At 69.7% G+C, this 16349-nt stretch carries 16 protein-coding genes and 1 tRNA gene; 6 read left to right on the top strand and 11 right to left on the bottom strand.

The features are described 5' to 3' along the window. Positions 1 to 369: 369 nt before the first annotated feature. A complete protein-coding gene (locus G401_RS0112410; protein ID WP_027342765.1) occupies positions 370 to 1944 on the bottom strand; it encodes a peptide deformylase in 1575 nt (524 codons plus the stop codon). Positions 1945 to 2227: 283 nt separating this feature from the next. On the opposite strand from G401_RS0112410, the gene G401_RS0112415 reads away from it, so the two are divergent. Next, a complete protein-coding gene (locus G401_RS0112415) occupies positions 2228 to 2989 on the top strand; it encodes a hypothetical protein (protein ID WP_027342766.1) in 762 nt (253 codons plus the stop codon). Positions 2990 to 3140: 151 nt separating this feature from the next. On the opposite strand, the gene G401_RS52630 is transcribed toward G401_RS0112415, so the two are convergent. Together G401_RS52630 and G401_RS0112425 are read right to left on the bottom strand one after the other, a co-directional pair. Beyond that, a complete protein-coding gene (locus G401_RS52630) occupies positions 3141 to 3947 on the bottom strand; it encodes a pentapeptide repeat-containing protein (RefSeq protein ID WP_051366562.1) in 807 nt (268 codons plus the stop codon). 122 nt (positions 3948 to 4069) lie between these two features. Further along, a tRNA-Ser gene (locus G401_RS0112425) sits at positions 4070 to 4156 on the bottom strand. A 61-nt stretch (positions 4157 to 4217) separates the two neighbouring features. On the opposite strand from G401_RS0112425, the gene G401_RS0112430 reads away from it, so the two are divergent. Next, a complete protein-coding gene (locus G401_RS0112430; RefSeq protein WP_027342767.1) occupies positions 4218 to 5144 on the top strand; it encodes an NAD(P)H-quinone oxidoreductase in 927 nt (308 codons plus the stop codon). On the opposite strand, the gene G401_RS0112435 is transcribed toward G401_RS0112430, so the two are convergent. Both G401_RS0112435 and G401_RS0112440 read right to left on the bottom strand, forming a co-directional pair. Next, on the bottom strand, positions 5141 to 5845 hold the full coding sequence (locus G401_RS0112435; RefSeq protein WP_027342768.1) for a glycosyltransferase family 2 protein: 705 nt from the start codon (positions 5843 to 5845) through the stop codon (positions 5141 to 5143). The genes G401_RS0112430 and G401_RS0112435 overlap by 4 nt on opposite strands. Before the next feature lie 102 nt (positions 5846 to 5947). Continuing rightward, the gene (locus G401_RS0112440) at positions 5948 to 6523 is read right to left on the bottom strand and encodes a hypothetical protein (protein ID WP_027342769.1); all 576 of its coding nucleotides are present in this window, start codon (positions 6521 to 6523) and stop codon (positions 5948 to 5950) included. Between the two features lie 124 nt (positions 6524 to 6647). Here G401_RS0112440 and G401_RS0112445 point away from each other — a divergent pair, with 124 nt between their 5' ends. From G401_RS0112445 to G401_RS0112455, 3 genes are read left to right on the top strand one after another with little or no spacing between them, the layout of a single operon-like run. Further along, complete coding sequence (locus G401_RS0112445; protein WP_027342770.1) at positions 6648 to 7136, top strand: hypothetical protein; 489 nt, start codon at positions 6648 to 6650, stop codon at positions 7134 to 7136. Positions 7137 to 7186: 50 nt separating this feature from the next. After that, positions 7187 to 7870, top strand: coding sequence for a response regulator transcription factor (locus G401_RS0112450; RefSeq protein ID WP_027343034.1), 684 nt, complete (start codon positions 7187 to 7189; stop codon positions 7868 to 7870). Further along, positions 7855 to 9264 carry a sensor histidine kinase gene (locus G401_RS0112455; RefSeq protein ID WP_027342771.1) on the top strand — a complete coding sequence of 470 codons (1410 nt, stop codon included), beginning with the start codon at positions 7855 to 7857 and terminating at the stop codon, positions 9262 to 9264. The genes G401_RS0112450 and G401_RS0112455 overlap by 16 nt, the downstream gene beginning before the upstream one ends. Before the next feature lie 4 nt (positions 9265 to 9268). Here the strand turns inward: G401_RS0112455 and G401_RS0112460 are convergent, their stop codons facing one another. Both G401_RS0112460 and G401_RS52635 read right to left on the bottom strand, forming a co-directional pair. Beyond that, positions 9269 to 10210 carry a rhomboid family intramembrane serine protease gene (locus tag G401_RS0112460; protein ID WP_034591493.1) on the bottom strand — a complete coding sequence of 314 codons (942 nt, stop codon included), beginning with the start codon at positions 10208 to 10210 and terminating at the stop codon, positions 9269 to 9271. A gap of 72 nt (positions 10211 to 10282) precedes the next feature. Further along, the gene (locus G401_RS52635) at positions 10283 to 10966 is read right to left on the bottom strand and encodes a hypothetical protein (protein WP_157545642.1); all 684 of its coding nucleotides are present in this window, start codon (positions 10964 to 10966) and stop codon (positions 10283 to 10285) included. A 313-nt stretch (positions 10967 to 11279) separates the two neighbouring features. Here G401_RS52635 and G401_RS0112470 point away from each other — a divergent pair, with 313 nt between their 5' ends. Next, positions 11280 to 11804 carry a peptidylprolyl isomerase gene (locus G401_RS0112470; RefSeq protein ID WP_027342773.1) on the top strand — a complete coding sequence of 175 codons (525 nt, stop codon included), beginning with the start codon at positions 11280 to 11282 and terminating at the stop codon, positions 11802 to 11804. A gap of 49 nt (positions 11805 to 11853) precedes the next feature. Here G401_RS0112470 and corA read toward each other — a convergent pair whose 3' ends face one another. From corA to G401_RS0112490, 4 genes are all read right to left on the bottom strand, one after another. Next, positions 11854 to 12990 carry a magnesium/cobalt transporter CorA gene (gene corA / locus G401_RS0112475; protein WP_027342774.1) on the bottom strand — a complete coding sequence of 379 codons (1137 nt, stop codon included), beginning with the start codon at positions 12988 to 12990 and terminating at the stop codon, positions 11854 to 11856. Between the two features lie 387 nt (positions 12991 to 13377). Beyond that, positions 13378 to 14472 carry an aminotransferase-like domain-containing protein gene (locus G401_RS0112480; RefSeq protein ID WP_027342775.1) on the bottom strand — a complete coding sequence of 365 codons (1095 nt, stop codon included), beginning with the start codon at positions 14470 to 14472 and terminating at the stop codon, positions 13378 to 13380. A gap of 145 nt (positions 14473 to 14617) precedes the next feature. Continuing rightward, positions 14618 to 15016 (bottom strand): CBS domain-containing protein, encoded by a 399-nt coding sequence (locus tag G401_RS0112485; protein WP_027342776.1) that lies wholly within the window; start codon positions 15014 to 15016, stop codon positions 14618 to 14620. Between the two features lie 117 nt (positions 15017 to 15133). Further along, positions 15134 to 16282: a glycosyltransferase family 4 protein gene (locus tag G401_RS0112490; RefSeq protein WP_027342777.1), complete on the bottom strand. Its 1149-nt coding sequence runs from the start codon at positions 16280 to 16282 to the stop codon at positions 15134 to 15136. Positions 16283 to 16349: the final 67 nt, after the last annotated feature.

The raw sequence follows: 16349 nt of genomic DNA on the forward strand, positions 1-16349 counted from the left end.
GGGCGCCGGGTGCTGATTTCTTGATCGATTGCGGCTGGGGTGTAAATCCGGCCCGATCTGCATGATCGATGACGCGTCAGGTGCAGCAGAAGCCGGTCAACGCGCTTCAGAACCGTAATCGATCATGCGTCGGGTGGCGGTTTCCGCGCCACGGCCGTCAACGATCACCCCGCGGTCGACGATCTTGCGCGAATGTTTGGGCATTCCGGGTACACCGGACGTAATTCGGGGCATTCGCGCAAGATCGTCGAACATCTCAGGTACGAGTCGGACAGTCGCGACAAAGGCCGGGGTGAAGGGTGAAACGGTCTCCCGCGCGAGGAGCGGAGGCGAGATCGACGAACCCGGGACAAAAAGATCTTGAGATGGTCAGTACGCCCAGGGCTGGGAGGCGTACTCGGAGAGCGGTGTGAGGGCGGCCGCGCCGGGCATGCGGTCGATGTAGAGGCGACCGGACAGATGGTCGACCTCGTGGCTGACGAGGCGCGCGAGCCCCCGCTCGAAGGTGCTGACCACGCGGCCCCCGTCGTAGCGCTGGTGTTCGACCTCGATGCGCAGGGGCCGGCGGACGCCGCCGCGGAAGTCGAAGTAGGACAGACAGCCTTCGGGCTGGTCGTCCTCCTGCGCCGAGGCGTTGACCACGCTGGGGTTGAGCAGCACGATCGGGTCGGAGCGGCCGGGCGGCCAGACGACCGCCGCGCAGGCGTCGATGCCGAGCTGGGGTGCGGCGAGGCCGACGCCCTTGCCGAACAGGTGCATCCGCGTGATCTCGTCGAGCGCCTGCATCAGCTCGGACACGATCTGGCGGGCCTGGTCCTCCTCGGCCGGCAGGTCGAGCCGGCGGGCCTTCGAGCGCAGCGGATGCCCGGGAAGCGCCGACGTACGCATCTCCGCGGCGGTCGGTACGCGTTGCTCCGGCACCGGCCACTGGACGACGCCGACCGAGGCGAGCCTGTGCGCGTAGGAGTCGGCGGTTCCGTTGATCATGGCCGGCGGCGCCGACGCGATGGCCCGGAAGCGCCACTGCAAGCGGAAGCGGGCGTTGAGGCTGGGGCTCTCCGTCGTCCAGGTGAAGATCGTCCGGTCACCGTCGGTCTCCCTCTCGATCAGCGTCCGCAGCGGCGTCTCCTCGGCCGACATCGAGGTTTCCACGCCCCAGACCTGCGGATCGAGCGACGACGGCAGGTCGATGCGGACGGTCATGCGGCGGGTGGGCAGGCGTACGGCGCGCTGGAACCAGCTGCCCCACTTCTCCTCGCCGACCCGGTAGCTGTAGGTGACCGCCGTACGCTCGCCCGGGTAGAGCGGGAACCGGCCCTCGCTGTTCTCGAAGAGCAGCCAGATCTCCTTGAACGCGTCGCGGTCCTGCTTGATGCGCCAGTTCATCGGCTCGGCCGCGCCCGCGTCGCCGCAGGAGGCCTCCAGGCTCAGCTCCTCGATGCTGAGCGGGTGATCGCGGTGGTGGCGGTTGGACCGGTCGGGATCGCCGGGGTACCGGTCGACGGCCACCCGGATCAGGTAGCGCGACACGGGCTCGGTGCCGGCGTTGTAGAGCGCCCGGCGCACCGTGGTGACGTATTCGCCCCCCACGTACGCGAGCAGGGCCTCCTCGTGCTCGACGACCAGCCCGGTGCCGGGCGGCAGCCACTGCGGCGGGATCGGCACGTCCTTGGTGATCAGGGCGGTGCCGCCGCGACCGTGCCGGGCCTCCTCGTACTCCTGGAACCGCTGCCAGATCGCGCCGTTCGCGGCGAGCACGGTCTCCGCCCGGCGGGCGAAGTCCTCGGTGGGGCGGTGGCGGCGGCCTTCGATGTGGCTGACGTACGACGGGTCGAACCCCATCAGGCCGGCGAGTTGCTTCTTCGACATCCCTCGGTCCATGCGCCAGCGTGCCAATTCGTTCGCGAACGCTTCCGCGGCCCGATCGACCCCCGACGTCGCCATCCTCATCCTCCGCCGCGACACGCACCCGCAGCGCGGGTCGCGGCGGCCAGATGCGCGTCGAGAAACTAAGTCTCACGTGGACACCCAGCGACTGGCAGATCATGGCCAATACCCGACAAATCCCTTGACGAACCGCGAAATGATCTCCGGGAACACGCGAACAGAACTCGGAAATACGGCACACTCAAGGAGAAAGGTGGGGGTCGGTCTGGTAAGGCTAGCCTAATGGGGCTACGCTTCCCGGGTTGACTTCCGGCACGGATTTCTGGAGAGGTGGGCTGGCATGACGGCTGGTGTGCTCGCGCCGCCGCACCTGTCCACCGACGCGTTCTGGGCCCCCGTGCGCAACGCGCTCACCGCGATGAACGCGGCTGACGAGATCATGTTCGGTCCCGCCGTCGGCGAATGGCTGCCGGCCTCGGCGCTCGCCGGACCCGCCGGGGTCAAGAGCATGCTCGACACGGCCGCCCGGCGCTGGCAGGGCACCCCGCACGCGGCCGCCGCGCTCGCCTGGAAGAGCTACAGCTATTGGGCCGCCCTCCCGGTCGTCCTGAGCTGGGCCGCTACGCGACGCGTACCGCTGCTGACGGCGGACTCCACCTTCGTGCGCTTCCACCACGAGGCCCCGTTCTTGCAGGTCCGCACCACCGACGTGCCGGTGGCGGTGCTGCCCGACGATCCGCTCGCCCACCAGGGAGCCCTGGTCGCCCCCTCCGAGGAAGCGCTGCTCGGCATGCTGCGCGAAACCCTGCTCGACCGGCACTTCGACGGCATCGTCGACGCGCTGCGCGACGAGGTCCGCATCGGCCGGCGTACGCTGCTGGGCTCGGTCGCCTCGGGCGTCTCCTACGGGCTGATCCGGGCCACCGACGCGCTGCCCGGCTCGACCCACCAATCCCTGCTCACTCTGCTGGACGCGCTCGACCTCACCGACCTGGTCGACATCTGCGAGACCGGCAACGGGCTGGACGTGCAGCGGCGTACCTGCTGCCTGGCGTTCACGCTGGAGCAGCCCAAGGTGTGCGGCGGCTGCTGCATCCGCTGATCTCCGGCGATCTCCGCTGAATCTCCGGCGATCTCCGAAACATCTTCGTACGGGCGTTCGAGTTATCCACACTGTCCACAGGTTTATCCACAGGAACCTGTGTGGTGTGCATAACTGCTTGTGGACAGATCGCATGCGAAGAGTGAGTTGCCTAGGCGACGCAGCCGCCCGGCGTACCCATGGGGTGCACGCGCGGGTCGATGCCGGGCGCGGTCGCCCCGAACCCCTGGGGAACCTTCTTCGCTGCCGCCGCGGCGCCTGCCGGAATCTGCGTACGCGTCCCGTCGACGCCGTCGAGGATCGTGTCGGTGAGCGTGACCGTTTGCGCGTACGCGCACTTCAGGTTCGTGTGATCCAGCGTGGCCCGGGTCAGATCCGCCTGATCGAGCACAGCGCCTTGCAGGATCGCATAGCTGAAGGCCGCATCGGTGAGATCCGTGCCGACGAGGACCGCCCCGGAAAGGTTGGAACCGCTGAAGTCCGCTCCGGCCAGGTGCGCCCCGCTGAGATCCACGTACATCAGGCAGGTACCGCTGAGGTTGAGACGGTGGCCCTTCGCGCCGGGCGATCGGCTCAGCTTCGTGATCGAGGCGGCCGCCTCCGTCAGGTCCGCGCTGCCCTTCTCGCTCCAGGACCGGCACTTGAACATGTCGCCGGGCGGGTCGGCCTGCGACCGTCCCCGCAGCAGCCCTTCCAGGAACGACAGGACGTCTTCGGCGTACCTGTCGTCCTGTTCCGCGATGCGGGTGAGGATGAGTACGCCGCCCAGCCGGATCGCGGCGTCGCCCGAGGCGAGATCCTGGAGGCCTGCGTTGAAATGCTCGGTCGCCTGGGCCTGGTTGTCACGGTCGGCCTGCTTGAGGGTGCTCCAGAAGGTCAGCCCGGCCACGGCGACGGTGGCGAGGGCGATCGCACCCGAGAAGATCGCACGGGGCCAGGATTCGCGCTCGTTCGACATGCCTCAGCCAACCAGCCGGCACCGTCCACTGTGCATCACTCAGTCGGGTGAGGCGGGCAGCTTCGCCGCGAACATGCCGAAGTCGGACATGCGTACGATTGCGAAGTTCGCGGAGTGAGAAGCGGAGAGTCAGGGATTCGAACCCTGGAAGACATCGCTGCCTTAGCGGTTTTCAAGACCGCCGCCCTCGGCCACTAGGCGAACTCTCCTCGCGCCACTCCCGGCGAGTGTGGCGCGCACAGTAGCCTACCCGACCCCAGAATGGGTTTCATGCGCGCGATGACGGCCGATCTGGTGTGGAGTGAGGTTCCGGAACCGGTGGCGGGCGACGGTGAGGTGCTCCTCGAGGTCGCCGCGACCGCGGTCAACCGGGCGGACCTGCTGCAGCGGCAGGGGTTCTATCCGCCGCCGCCGGGCGCGCCGCCCTATCTCGGGCTGGAGTGTTCGGGCGTGGTCGCCGCGGACGCCGGGCCGTGGCGGGCCGGCGACCGGGTGTGCGCGTTGCTGGCCGGCGGCGGGTACGCCGAGCGGGTCGCCGTCCCGATCGGCCAGGTGCTGCCGGTGCCGGACGGGGTGGACCTCGTCGACGCGGCGGCGCTGCCGGAGGCGGCGTGCACGGTCTGGTCGAACGTGACGATGGTGGGCCGGCTGCGGGCGGGCGAGCGGCTGCTGGTGCACGGTGGCGGCAGCGGCATCGGCACGTTCGCCGTCCAGTACGCGCGGGCGCTCGGTGCGGAGGTCGTGGCCACCGCGCGACCGGAGAAGCATGAGCGGCTGCGGGAACTCGGAGCGGTCCGCGTGATCGACTACACCGTGGACGGCTTCGCCGACGTGGCCGCCGATGTGATTCTCGACATCATCGGCGGCGCGTACCTGGGGCGGAACCTGGAGGCGCTGGCGCCCGACGGCCGACTCGTGATCATCGGGCTGCAGGGCGGGCGCAAGGCGGAACTCAACCTGGCCGAACTGCTCGCCCGGCGGGCCACGGTGGCGGGCACCATGCTGCGCGCCCGGCCGCTGGACCAGAAGGCCGCGATCGTCGCCGGTACGCGTACCGACGTGTGGCCGATGATCTCGGACGGGCGCGTCCGGCCCGTGGTCGACGAGCGGATGCCGGTCGAGCGGGCGGTGGAGGCGTTCGAGCGGGTCGGCGCCAACCAGCACTTCGGAAAGGTGGTGCTGACCGTCGGCGGCTAGCGGTTGACCTGCTTCGGCACCGGCCGGACGCGCTCGCGCATGAGGATCAGCAGCGCCTCGACACCGTCCATCGCCGTGATCTTCTTGCCCTCTTCGCGCGTACGCGCGTGGTAGCTGATCGGCACCTCGTAGGGGCGCATCCGGCGGCGCAGCAGCTTGCCGGTGACCTCCGCCTCCATGCCGAAGCCCTTGGACTTGATCTTCAGCGACCGGTAGAGGTCCAGCGGCATGAGCTTGTAGCAGGTCTCCAGGTCGCCGATGTACGAGTTGTACAGCACGTTGGCGAAGAGGGTCACGCCCTTGTTGCCCATGACGTACCAGAACGAGAACGCCGCGTGCCCGCCGAAGCTCCGGTTGCCGTAGACGATCTTGGCCTTGCCGTCGAGGACCGGCTCCAGCAGGCGCGGGATGTCCTTCGGGTCGTATTCGAGATCGGCGTCGAGGATGACCATGTAGTCGCCGTTGGCGGCGTCCACGGCGGTCTTGATCGCGGCGCCCTTGCCCGCGTTGCGCTCGTGGTGGACCGGCCGCAGGCGGCTGTCCTCCCACGCGTCGAGGATCTCGGCCGTGCGGTCCGCGCTGCCGTCGTTGACGACGACCAGCTCCACCTCGCACGGGTACTCCACAGCGAGCGCCTGCTTCAAGGCTTCAGCCAGGCGCTCTTCCTCGTTGTAGACCGGCATCAGGATGGACAGCTTCACGGCGACTCCCTGTCGAAATTCGGGGAAAGCCTAGCCGGTGGAGCCGCTCAGTGCACGCCAGCGCCCGCCCGGCGCCGTGACGGGCGCGTACGCGTACCCTGATCAGGCCTGTCGCAACGGGATCACCAGGAGCCGGGCCACGGCGCCGTCGCCCTCCTTCGCGCCGGCGATCGCGACCTGGAGGCCGACCGCGACGGCGGACGGCTGGACGGTCCTGCGCTTCTCCACCACCCGCAGCTGGTCGCCGAGCTTCCAGGTGAGCGTGTAGCCGTCGGTCGATTTCACCGTGACGGTGGAGTCGGTCAGCTCGGTGATGACACCGCGCTGGACGGCGACGGTGACGGTGCCGTTCTTCGTCTGGACGACCGCCTCGCCGTGCAGCGTGTTCTTGGCCAGCAGCACCTTGAGCGCGCGGCGTCGACGCGGATCGGCGCGGTGATCACCCTTGCCGGGCGCGGCGGAGCCGCTGGGCGCGGGCGAGGCGCCCACAGCCAGGCCGGCGAGGCCGAAGGCGGGCTCGGCGGCGGCGATGTCCTGCGGGTCGATGCCCATCGCCGCGAGGGCCTCCCCTTCCGGCGAGAACGAGGTGGCGGCGTCGGCCGACGGTACGCGACCGCAGGCGGCGGTGCCGGTCAGCACGGCCAGACCGAGCAGGGCGGCGATGAGGATGCGTCTCATGGCGACCAGGTTCCCGCCGCCGGGCAACCGGTCGGTCAGTCCACGGTTCGAGGAAGGTAAACACTCGGAAGTGCCAAAGTGTGGCGTACCGATGTCTCGTGCATCTTGCATTCGTTGAACGAGCGTGGATGTGTTCTCCAGAACGTTCCTCCCCGCGACCGCCGAGGCCGGCCTGCCCATGGCCGCCGTCAGCCGGCACATGCACGTCATGCGCCGGTGTGTCGAGCCCGACGACGGGGCGGTCCTCGTGAGCCGCTGCACCCGTCCCGACCGGCCCCTCGGCCGGGAGTACCTCATGGTCCTCACGTACAAGCGCCTCGTGGTCACCCAGGAGACGCGCGTGTTGCGCCAGATGCGCCTGCACCTCAACACCGAACTGCGTCACCTCGGCAACGTCGTCTGGCACCCCGACCAGCGGCTCGGAGCCGTGGAGTTCGCCGCGACCGCGATCGACGGCGTACGCGAGCGGTTCCTGATCAAAGTGGCCCAGCCGAAGCAGGTCTGGCACCTCGACGCCCTGCTCAGCCACGTCTTCAAGCCGAAGACGCCGCTGACTCAGCGCAGTGTCACGATGGAGCCGCCGCGACTGGTCTCGCCGCTCGGGGCGTACTGATCTGACCCGCGCCTTACCTGATCCGAACACTGCTCGGACATCATGGGGGCGTGAGTGACAAGGGACTGATCCTCGTCGTCGAGGACGAGCCGGCGATCTCCGATCTCGTGCGGCTGTACCTGCAGCGCGACGGGTTCGGCGTCCACGTCGAGCGGGACGGGCAGGCGGGCCTGGCAGCGGCCCGCGGCCTGCGCCCGGTGGCCTGCGTACTGGACATCGCACTGCCCGGCCTGGACGGCACCGAGATCTGCCGTCGGCTGCGCGCGGCCGACGACTGGACCCCGGTCATCTTCCTCACCGCCCGCGACGACGAGGTCGACCGGATCGTCGGCCTGGAACTCGGCGCCGACGACTACCTCACCAAGCCGTTCAGTCCCCGCGAGCTGGTCGCCCGGCTGCGGGCCGTCCTCCGGCGCAGCGCCGGGGCACCGGAACCCGACCGCAGCCGGACGATCGGCCGCGTACGCCTCGACCCCGTGACGCGTACGGTCACGGTGGCCGGGGCGGAGGTCGGACTGACCGCGACCGAGTTCGACCTGCTGGCCCAGCTGATGGCGCGGCCCGGTCGGGTGTACACCCGCGAAGAGCTCCTGAGCAGCGTCTGGGGCTACGCGGCGCTGGGCGGGACGCGTACCGTCGACGTCCATGTCGCTCAGGTACGCGCGAAGCTCGGCGACGACGCGGCCGTCATCCGCACCGTGCGCGGGGTGGGGTACGCGTGCGTGACGAGCTGACCCGCCCGCTGGCCGTCCTGCCCTCGGACCCGCCGACCGCCGCCCCCACCGGGAAGCGCCATGCCGGACTGGCCACCCGGGCCGCCATCGCCGGTGCCGCCGTGGCTTTCATCTCCGTGCTGGTCACGGCGCTTGCTGCGATCCCGATCGCGGTGAAGTCCGCGGACACCCGGGCCCGCCAGGCCCTCGCCCAGGAGGCGCAGCTCGTCGCGGAGATCCTCAAGGGCCGCCTGGACAAGGGGCGTACCGCCGACGAGGACCGGATCGCCAACCAGCTGCGCAAGCGCGACATCGAGGTCGTCCTCATCACCAACGGCACGCCGGACCGCGCCGGGCTGCCCGACACCGTCGTCCGCCGGATCGCGAACGGCAACGCCGTCTCCCAGCGGCTCATGCTCGACGGCCGGCTCCGGCTCGTCGAGGGCCGCCCGGTCGGGCCGAAGGACGGGGTCGTCCTGACCTCCCCCGCCGCCACCGGCGCCGGCGTCGCGGTCTTCCGCAGTACCTGGCTTCCCCTGGTGGCCGGCCTGCTCGCCGGAGTCCTGGCCGGGGTCCTGTTGGCGCGGCGGCTCACCCGGCCGCTGCGGAACGCCGCCGTGGCCGCGGCTCGCATCCGGGCCGGGGACCGGACGGTACGCGTACCGGTGGAGTCGCCGCAGGAGATCGCGGACGTCGGGCTGGCCCTCAACGAGCTGGCGTCGGCGCTGGCCGTCTCCGAGGCCCGCCAGCGCGAGTTCCTGCTGTCCATCTCCCACGAGTTGAAGACACCCCTCACGACCCTGCGCGGATACGCCGAGGCACTCGCCGACGGGGTCGTCCGCGACGCCGAGACCGCCCCGGTCGGCACCACCATGCTCGCCGAGGCCGACCATCTCGCCCGGCTCATCGACGACCTGCTCGCGCTGGCCCGGCTGGACGCGGTCGACTTCCCGCTGCAGACGGCCACCGTCGATCTCGTACCCGTCATCGGTGCCGTGCGGGACGCCTGGCAGCCGCGGTGCACCGCGCACGGCGTACCCCTGAAGGTGGTGACGCCCGGGGAGCCGCTGGTGCTGCACACGGACGCGGGGCGCGTGCGGCAGGTGGTGGACGGCCTGCTGGAGAACGCGCTGCGGGTGGTGCCGCCCGGCCGGCCGATCGTGGTCGCGCTGGGCCGTGTGGGGCGCGCCGCGGTGGTCGAGGTCCGCGACGGCGGGCCGGGCTTCACCGACGACGATCTCGCCGTCGCCTTCGAGCGCGGCGCGCTGCACGAGCGCTATCGAGGTGTACGCAAAGTCGGCAGCGGACTCGGCCTGGCGCTCGCGGCCGGCCTGGTACGCCGGCTCGGCGGAACGATCAGGGCCGCCCACGCGCCGGAAGGCGGGGCGGCCCTGATCGTGACTCTGCCGGGGTGAGCGGTCAAGCGGTCGGTGTGATGCTGGCGCTGCGGAACAAGGCGATGCCGGCGATGATGACGAGCAGCAGCCCGAGCGATCCGTACTGGATGGCCGTGCGGTTCTTCTGCGGCGCGTACGCGATCCCCAGCGCGGCGAGCGCACCGGTGAACAGGCCACCGAGGTGGCCGGCGATGGAGATGCCCGGTACGGCGAACGTGAACACGATGTTGATCACGATGAGGCTGAGCAGGCCCGACGAGTCGCGGCCCACCCGGCGCAGCAGGATGAACAGCGCCGCGAAGAGGCCGAAGATCGCGCCCGACGCGCCGACGGTGTAGCCGGGGCCGTTGAAGAGGTAGACCGACAGGCTGCCGCCGAGGCCGGCGACCATGTACAGGCTGAGGAACCGGGCCGGGCCGATGGCCTGCTCGATGACGCGGCCGACGACCCACAACGCCCACATGTTCAGGGCCAGATGCAGCAGGCCGGAGTGCAGGAACATGCTGGTGACGAAGCGGTAGCCCTCGCCGTCGGCGATGACGTCGATCTGGCACATCACGCGGGCACCCGAGCTGTTGACGCAGGCGAATCCGGGCTGCGACCCGATCATGCCGCCCCACTCGTCCACCTTGGTCGAGCCGCCGAGCAGGCCGCCCCAGCCACCGCCGAAGAAGGAACCCGCCCCACCGCCGAAGACCACCTTCGCCAGGAGCATGAGGATGTTGATGCCGATGAGCGCTTTTGTCACATAACCTTGGCCGCCCAGCCGGGCGTCGCTGCCGAACGCTGTGACCGTGGTGCGCTGGCCGCGCTGGCCCTCGCGTACGCAGTCGGGGCACTGATGCCCGACCGAGGCCGGGATCATGCAGTCCGGGCAGATCGGTCGGCCACACCGCGAGCAGGACAGATACGTCTCGCGATCCGGGTGGCGGTAGCAGACCGGCACCTGGTGGACAGAAGTCATGCCGACCAGGCTACGTCAGCGGGCAACCCGCCGACGTAGCCCGGCTTTCGATCTTGGTGACCGGTCGCGATGTCAGCCGCGGCGACGACCGTTGAGCGACGAATCCATGTCCTCGGCGTACTTGTCGTACTTCTCCGAGGCGTCCTCGGCCATGTCGGCCGCCCGCTCGCCCATGCGCTGGGCGTTGTCGCCCGCCGACCGCATCGAGTCCGAGGTCTTGTCGCCGGCCTTGCGGGCCGCGTCGGACGTCTTGTCACCCATGCTCCGGGCCTTGTCGGACAGGCTGCCCGCCGCGTCCTTGGCCTTGTCGGAGAGATTGCCGGCCATGTCCTTCGCCTTGCCGCCCAGGCTCTTCGCCGAGTCGGAGGCCTTGTCCCCCAGCCGGCCGGCGGTCCGCCCGGCCGAGTCCATCGCGTCGGAACCGCGGTCCATCGCGGACTCCAGCGCGTCGGTGGGGTCGTACTCCTCCCATGCCGAGCGACGCCGGCGCCGCATGACCAGCGCTGCCCCCGCCCCGATCGCCACACCGGCGGCGAGCAACCCGAGTGCCAGCCCCATCCGCTTGCGCGACATGCGTTCCTGCCTCTCCTGGAGTTTGACGAGCTTGGCCTTTTCCTTGATGGCCACCTCGGTCGCCTCCCGCGCCCCCTGGCGGGCGGCCTCCATGAGCGGTGCCAGCGTTCCGGCCGCCGATTCCCAGCCCGTGCCGACGGCTGCGCGTACGCGGCCGGTCGTGGGCCCGATCGCGGTTCGCACGGCGTGGGCCCGCGGACCTACGGCGGAACCGACTCCCCCCGCGGCGTGCGTTGCGGCCTGCATCATGTGATCCCAGCTCGCACCGAACTCTTCCTTCGCGAGTTGACCGTGCGTTTTCGCCGGAGTCCCCCCGAATCCGAACAAAACCCCCACCTCCAATGGTGTCCCCGCAAACATCCTGCCCCTTCGGAGACCCTCGCACCACCAGAACAGCGCACATGGGAGGATCTACAGGGAATTGGACCACCCGCCGCGGGCAGCGCCGGCCCAGTGCGGCTGCCGGTGGCGGGCACTAGCAGACAGGAGCAAGCACGTGGCTGACGCCCGCTACGCAACCCTGCACACCAGCCTCGGGCCGATCCGCCTGGAGCTCTTCGGCAACCACGCGCCGAAGACCGTACGCAACTTCGTGGAGCTCGCCGAGGGCACCAAGGAATACACGGACCCGCGTACCGGACAGCCGGGCAGCGGTCCCTACTACGACGGGACGCCGTTCCACCGCATCATCGACGGCTTCATGATCCAGACCGGTGACCCGACCGGCACCGGCCGGGGCGGCCCCGGCTACACGTTCGACGACGAGTTCCACCCGGAGCTGCAGTTCGACAAGCCGTTCCTGCTCGCGATGGCCAACGCCGGACCGAAGACCAACGGCTCGCAGTTCTTCATCACCGTCGGCGCGACGGCCTGGCTGAACTTCAAGCACACCATCTTCGGCAAGGTGGCCGACGCCGCCTCCGAGCAGGTCGTCATGAAGATCGCGACGGCCGAGACCGACCGGTCCGACAAGCCGACGACCCCGATCGTCATCGAGAAGATCGAGATCGAGCGCGCCTGAACCGCGACCCGAGAGGTCCCGCCGGGCACACCCGGCGGGACCTTTCCGTTCAGAGCCAGCCGGACCGGCGGAAGACGCGGTAGAGGATGATCGAGCCCGCCACCATCACGGAGAAGATGATCGGGTAGCCGTAGCGCCAGTGGATCTCCGGCATGTTCGGGAAGTTCATGCCGTAGATGCCGGCGACCGCCGTGCACCAGGCCGCGATACCGGCCCACGAGGCCATCTTGCGCATGTCGTTGTTCTGCTCCACCGACACCTGCGCCAGGCGCGCCTGCAGGATGGAATTGAGCAGGTCGTCGAAGCTGGAGATCTGCTCGACCGTACGCGTCAGGTGGTCCTGCACGTCGCGGAAGTAGCGCCGGAGCTCCTTCTTGACCTCGGACGTGTCGCTGACCAGGGTCATGAGCGGGCGCTGGAGCGGGACCACGGCCCGCTTGAACTCCACCATCTCCCGCTTGAGCTGATAGATCTGCTGGATGCGGGCCTTGCGCGCCTCACCCGTACGCGAGAACACGTTCGCCTCGACCGCGTCGAGATCGTCCTCCAGCCGTTCGGCGGCGTCCACGTAGAGGTCGACGACATGGTCCGTGGCCGCGTACGCGACCGCCCACGGGCCCAGCTCCAGCAGCTGCGGCCGCGCTTCGAGGGACTGCCGGACATCGCGCAGCGTGCACGCGTCGCCGTGGCGTACCGAGATGACGAAACGGTCGCCGAGCAGCAGCATGACCTGGCCCGTCTCGACCACCTCGGCGTGCTCATGGAGCAGCTCGTGGGTGACGTAGCGGGCGGACCGCAGGACGAGGAAGGTCAGATCCTCGTACTTCTCCAGCTTCGCCCGCTGGCCGGCGTTCACGATGTCGGAGACGGCCAGCTCGTGCACGTCGAAGACCTCGGCGATGCCGGCCATCTCCTCGGCACTGGGCGCGTTGAGGCCGAGCCAGACGAAGGACCGCCCGGTCACGTCCTTCCGCGCCGCCGCCAGGGCCGCCCTGTAGTCGACCGGGCCGCTCTGCTGGCGGATGCCGTCGCGATAGAGGGCGCAGTCCACGACGCCGCTGCGGCCGGGCTCGTTCGGGAGCGGGCCAGGCTCGGAACTGCCCAGCATCCGAGTCATGGCGCGGACCGGTGCCGTGGTCCATTTCCGGATCACACCGTGCTCGGGGTTGCCGTTGCGATCTGCCATCCGCCACCTCCCGCCGCCGACCGCGCCGGGTGACAGCGCGCGGAAACAGGCTACGCCACACGGGCCATTCGGCCTTTGGGCGAGAGTGGGCGGGGCCATCGGTGGTCCATGCCCTCGGTGGTTGCGGCCCCGGTGGTTGCGGCCATGGGTGGTCCGGGCCTTGGGGGTCGGGCTGGTGAGATTTGTTGCGGTGTGAGGTGGGGCGCTTCCCCCGGTGGTCGCCGGAAAGGTTATTGCCCGTTCGCCCTTCGGGCGAGACGAGGGCACATCGGCCCTTATGCGACGTCCGGCAGCACAAGATCCTCAAACTTCGTTTGCGGATCTTGCACTGCCGGACGTCGCGGCCGAGTGCGGGTCCCTCGGCTGAGGACTATCGGGTTGGTGGTTTCAGCCCCGGACTGCTTCGACGGCTTCGGCCAGGCGGCGTACGCCTTCGTCGATCTCGTCGACGGTGACTGCCGAGAAGGCCAGGCGGACCGAGTGCTCCCCGCCTTCCAGCAGGAAGTCGGAGCCCTTGACGATCGCGACGCCCCGGTTCGCGGCTTCCGGCAGGAGCTTGTCGACGTGCACGTCCTCCGGGAAGTCGACCCAGAGGAAGTAGCCGCCGTCGGGCTCGGTGAACCGAACGCCGGGGATCCGCGTACGCAGGGACTCGCCGAGGATCCGGGCCCGCTCGCCGAGGGCGGCGCTGACGGTCGCGATGGACTTGTCGACGTCTCCGGAGACGCAGAACTCGTGCACCAGACCCTGCGCGACCTGACCCGCCGAGATGTACAGGTTGGTGGCCTTCTTGGCGATCGGGTCGATCACGCCGGCCGGGCCGACCAGGTAGCCGACGCGTACGCCGGGGCAGATCGTCTTGGTGAACGAGCAGGCGTGCACCACGACGCCCTTGGTGTCCAGCGACAGCATCGACGGGAGCGCCTCGCCCCGGAACCGGATGTCGGCGTAGGGGTCGTCCTCGAAGATCGTGAAGCCGAACTCCTCGGCCAGAGCCAGCAGCTCGTGCCGCTTGGCGAGGGACAGCGTCACGCCCGCCGGGTTCTGGTAGTTCGGGATGATGTGCGCCAGCTTGGGGCGTACTCCGCTGTCCAGCAGCGAGCGCAGTTCGGCGGTGGAGATGCCGTCCGGCTCCAGCGTCACCTGGTGCACCTTCGCGCCGAGCGTACGCAGATTCAGCAGCGTACGGTCGTACGTCGGCTTCTCGACGACCACGTCGTCGCCCGGCTTGACCAGGTGGTCGAAGAGGAAGGCGTCGGCCTGGAGGGAACCGTTCGTGATCAGGACGTTCTCGACCGCGACGCCGTGCTTGTCGGCGATCCACTTTCGCAGGGGCGGATACCCCGTGCTGGTTCCGTACGCCGTCACCCCGGCGGGGTCGGCGTCGAAGGCACGTACGGCGGCCGCCTTGAGACCGGCGATGTCGATGATGTCGAGCGACGGTGCTCCGCGGGCGAAGGAAATGAGCTGCGCTGGGGACATAGCTGTTGAGACTACCGACGGGCGTCCGGCCTCGGCCTGCGACTTACCCGCGCGTCCGCATGCTGAGCAGGGAAGTCACCCGGCTTCGTGACCTATGCCACCTCGACCGGGCGACGGAGGACCTCGGCCGGTCGGATCCGGCGGATCAGATCGACAGCGCGGCTTCGGCCCGGCGCTGCGCCCAGACCCGCATGATGTCGCGCACCGAGATGATCCCCAGCACCTCGTCGCCCTCGAGGACGACCAGATGCCGGAACCCGCCCCGGGCCATCGCCATCGCGGCCTCCTCCAGGGACCACTCCGGCGTCGCGTAGACGACGTCCCAGGTGATATGCGAGGTCACAAGCTCGATGTCCGGGTTCTTGCCGGCGCCGATGGCATAGAGCACGTCGCGTTCGGTCATGATGCCCGCGCCCGATCCGTCCGGATCCAGCACGATCGCGGAGCCCACCCGGCGCGCGGTCATGAGCTGCGCCGCCTGGCGGAGGGTGTGTTCCGGTCCCACAATCAGTACCGGCTTCGTCATAGCGTCTCTGACCAGCATCGGAGCACCCGCCCTTCGGTCGTTCTCGTCGTTGAAACGAACCGTAAGGACATCTTCGCGCCGTTGGAGGCAACACTCAAGACTTGACATATTTGGACGATCTCCCCGGACGGGGGATCATCGCAGCGATTCGTAGATCTCCAGTAGGCGGCGTACCACCACGTCGGGGTGGAAGTTGGCCAGGTAGCGCTCACGCGCCGGGCCGGCCAGGTCCGGTGCCGCCTTGACCGCTTCCGGCAGCGCGGCGGCCAGCGCGTCGGCGGTCGGCTCGACCAGCCAGCCGGCCTCCCCCACCAGGTAGGGGCTGCCACCCAGGGTCGTGCTGAGCACCGGGCGGCCGTTCGCCAGCGCCTCGATGATCACCGTGGACAGCGGCTCGAACCACGTCGACGGCACGCTCACGACGGCACTGCGGCGCATGAGCTCGCGTACGCCGGATCGGTCCGTGGGTCCGAGGTATTCGACGTCGGTACGCGCGGCGGCCGCAGCCTCGGCGACCGGGCGCAGTTCCCCGTCGCCGGCGATCCGCAGGGTGCCCAGGCTGCCCTCGGGGTGCCGGCGCCAGGCGTCGACCAGGTTGGCCAGGCCTTTCTCCGGCGAGAGCCGACCGGCGAACAGCACGCCCTCGCCGAGCGGGGCCGGCGGGCCCGGATCCTCGACGGCGTTGGGCTTGATCGCGATGCGCTCGTCCGGGATCCCGAACGTACGCAGATGCTCGGCGATGTGCCCGGTCAGGGCGATGTACCGGTCGACGGACTTCCAGGTGCCGCGGTGGACGGCGAGGGTGGTGGCCATGATCGCGCTCTGGGCCGCCGACCCGCGGTAGCACTTGTGCTGGATGGCGGGCAGGGCGAAGGCCCGGCCGCGGCAGTCGGTGCAGATGTGGCCGTCGCGGAAGAACAGGCCGGGCGCGCAGACCTGCCGGTAGTTGTGCACGGTCTGCACCACCGGAACCCCCGCCCGGTGCGCCGTACGCACGACCGCCGGCGACAGCAGCGGATAGGGATTGTGTAGGTGCAGGACGTCGGGCCGCTCCCGGCGCAGCAGTTCGGCCAGCGCCCGGGTGGCCGCCGGCGACCAGATCGGGGCGAGCGGCAGCAGCGCCTTCTGCACGGCGGGCAGTGACGGTATGTCGTCGGAGCTGCGCTGGAACGGCACCACCGTGACGCCCGCCGCGCGGAGCTGGTCGATCTCCAGGTCGACGATGATGTTCTCCCCGCTGGGAGCATCGGACCGGTAGCGGTTGTGGGCGACGACGACCTTCACCCGCGAAACGCTACCCGTGCCCTTCCCGGGTTCGGGGATGGGCTTCCCCGTTCGGGAAGCGGCGGCA

It is taken from the genome of Hamadaea tsunoensis DSM 44101, assembly GCF_000428945.1.
In the GTDB taxonomy this organism is placed as follows: domain Bacteria; phylum Actinomycetota; class Actinomycetes; order Mycobacteriales; family Micromonosporaceae; genus Hamadaea; species Hamadaea tsunoensis.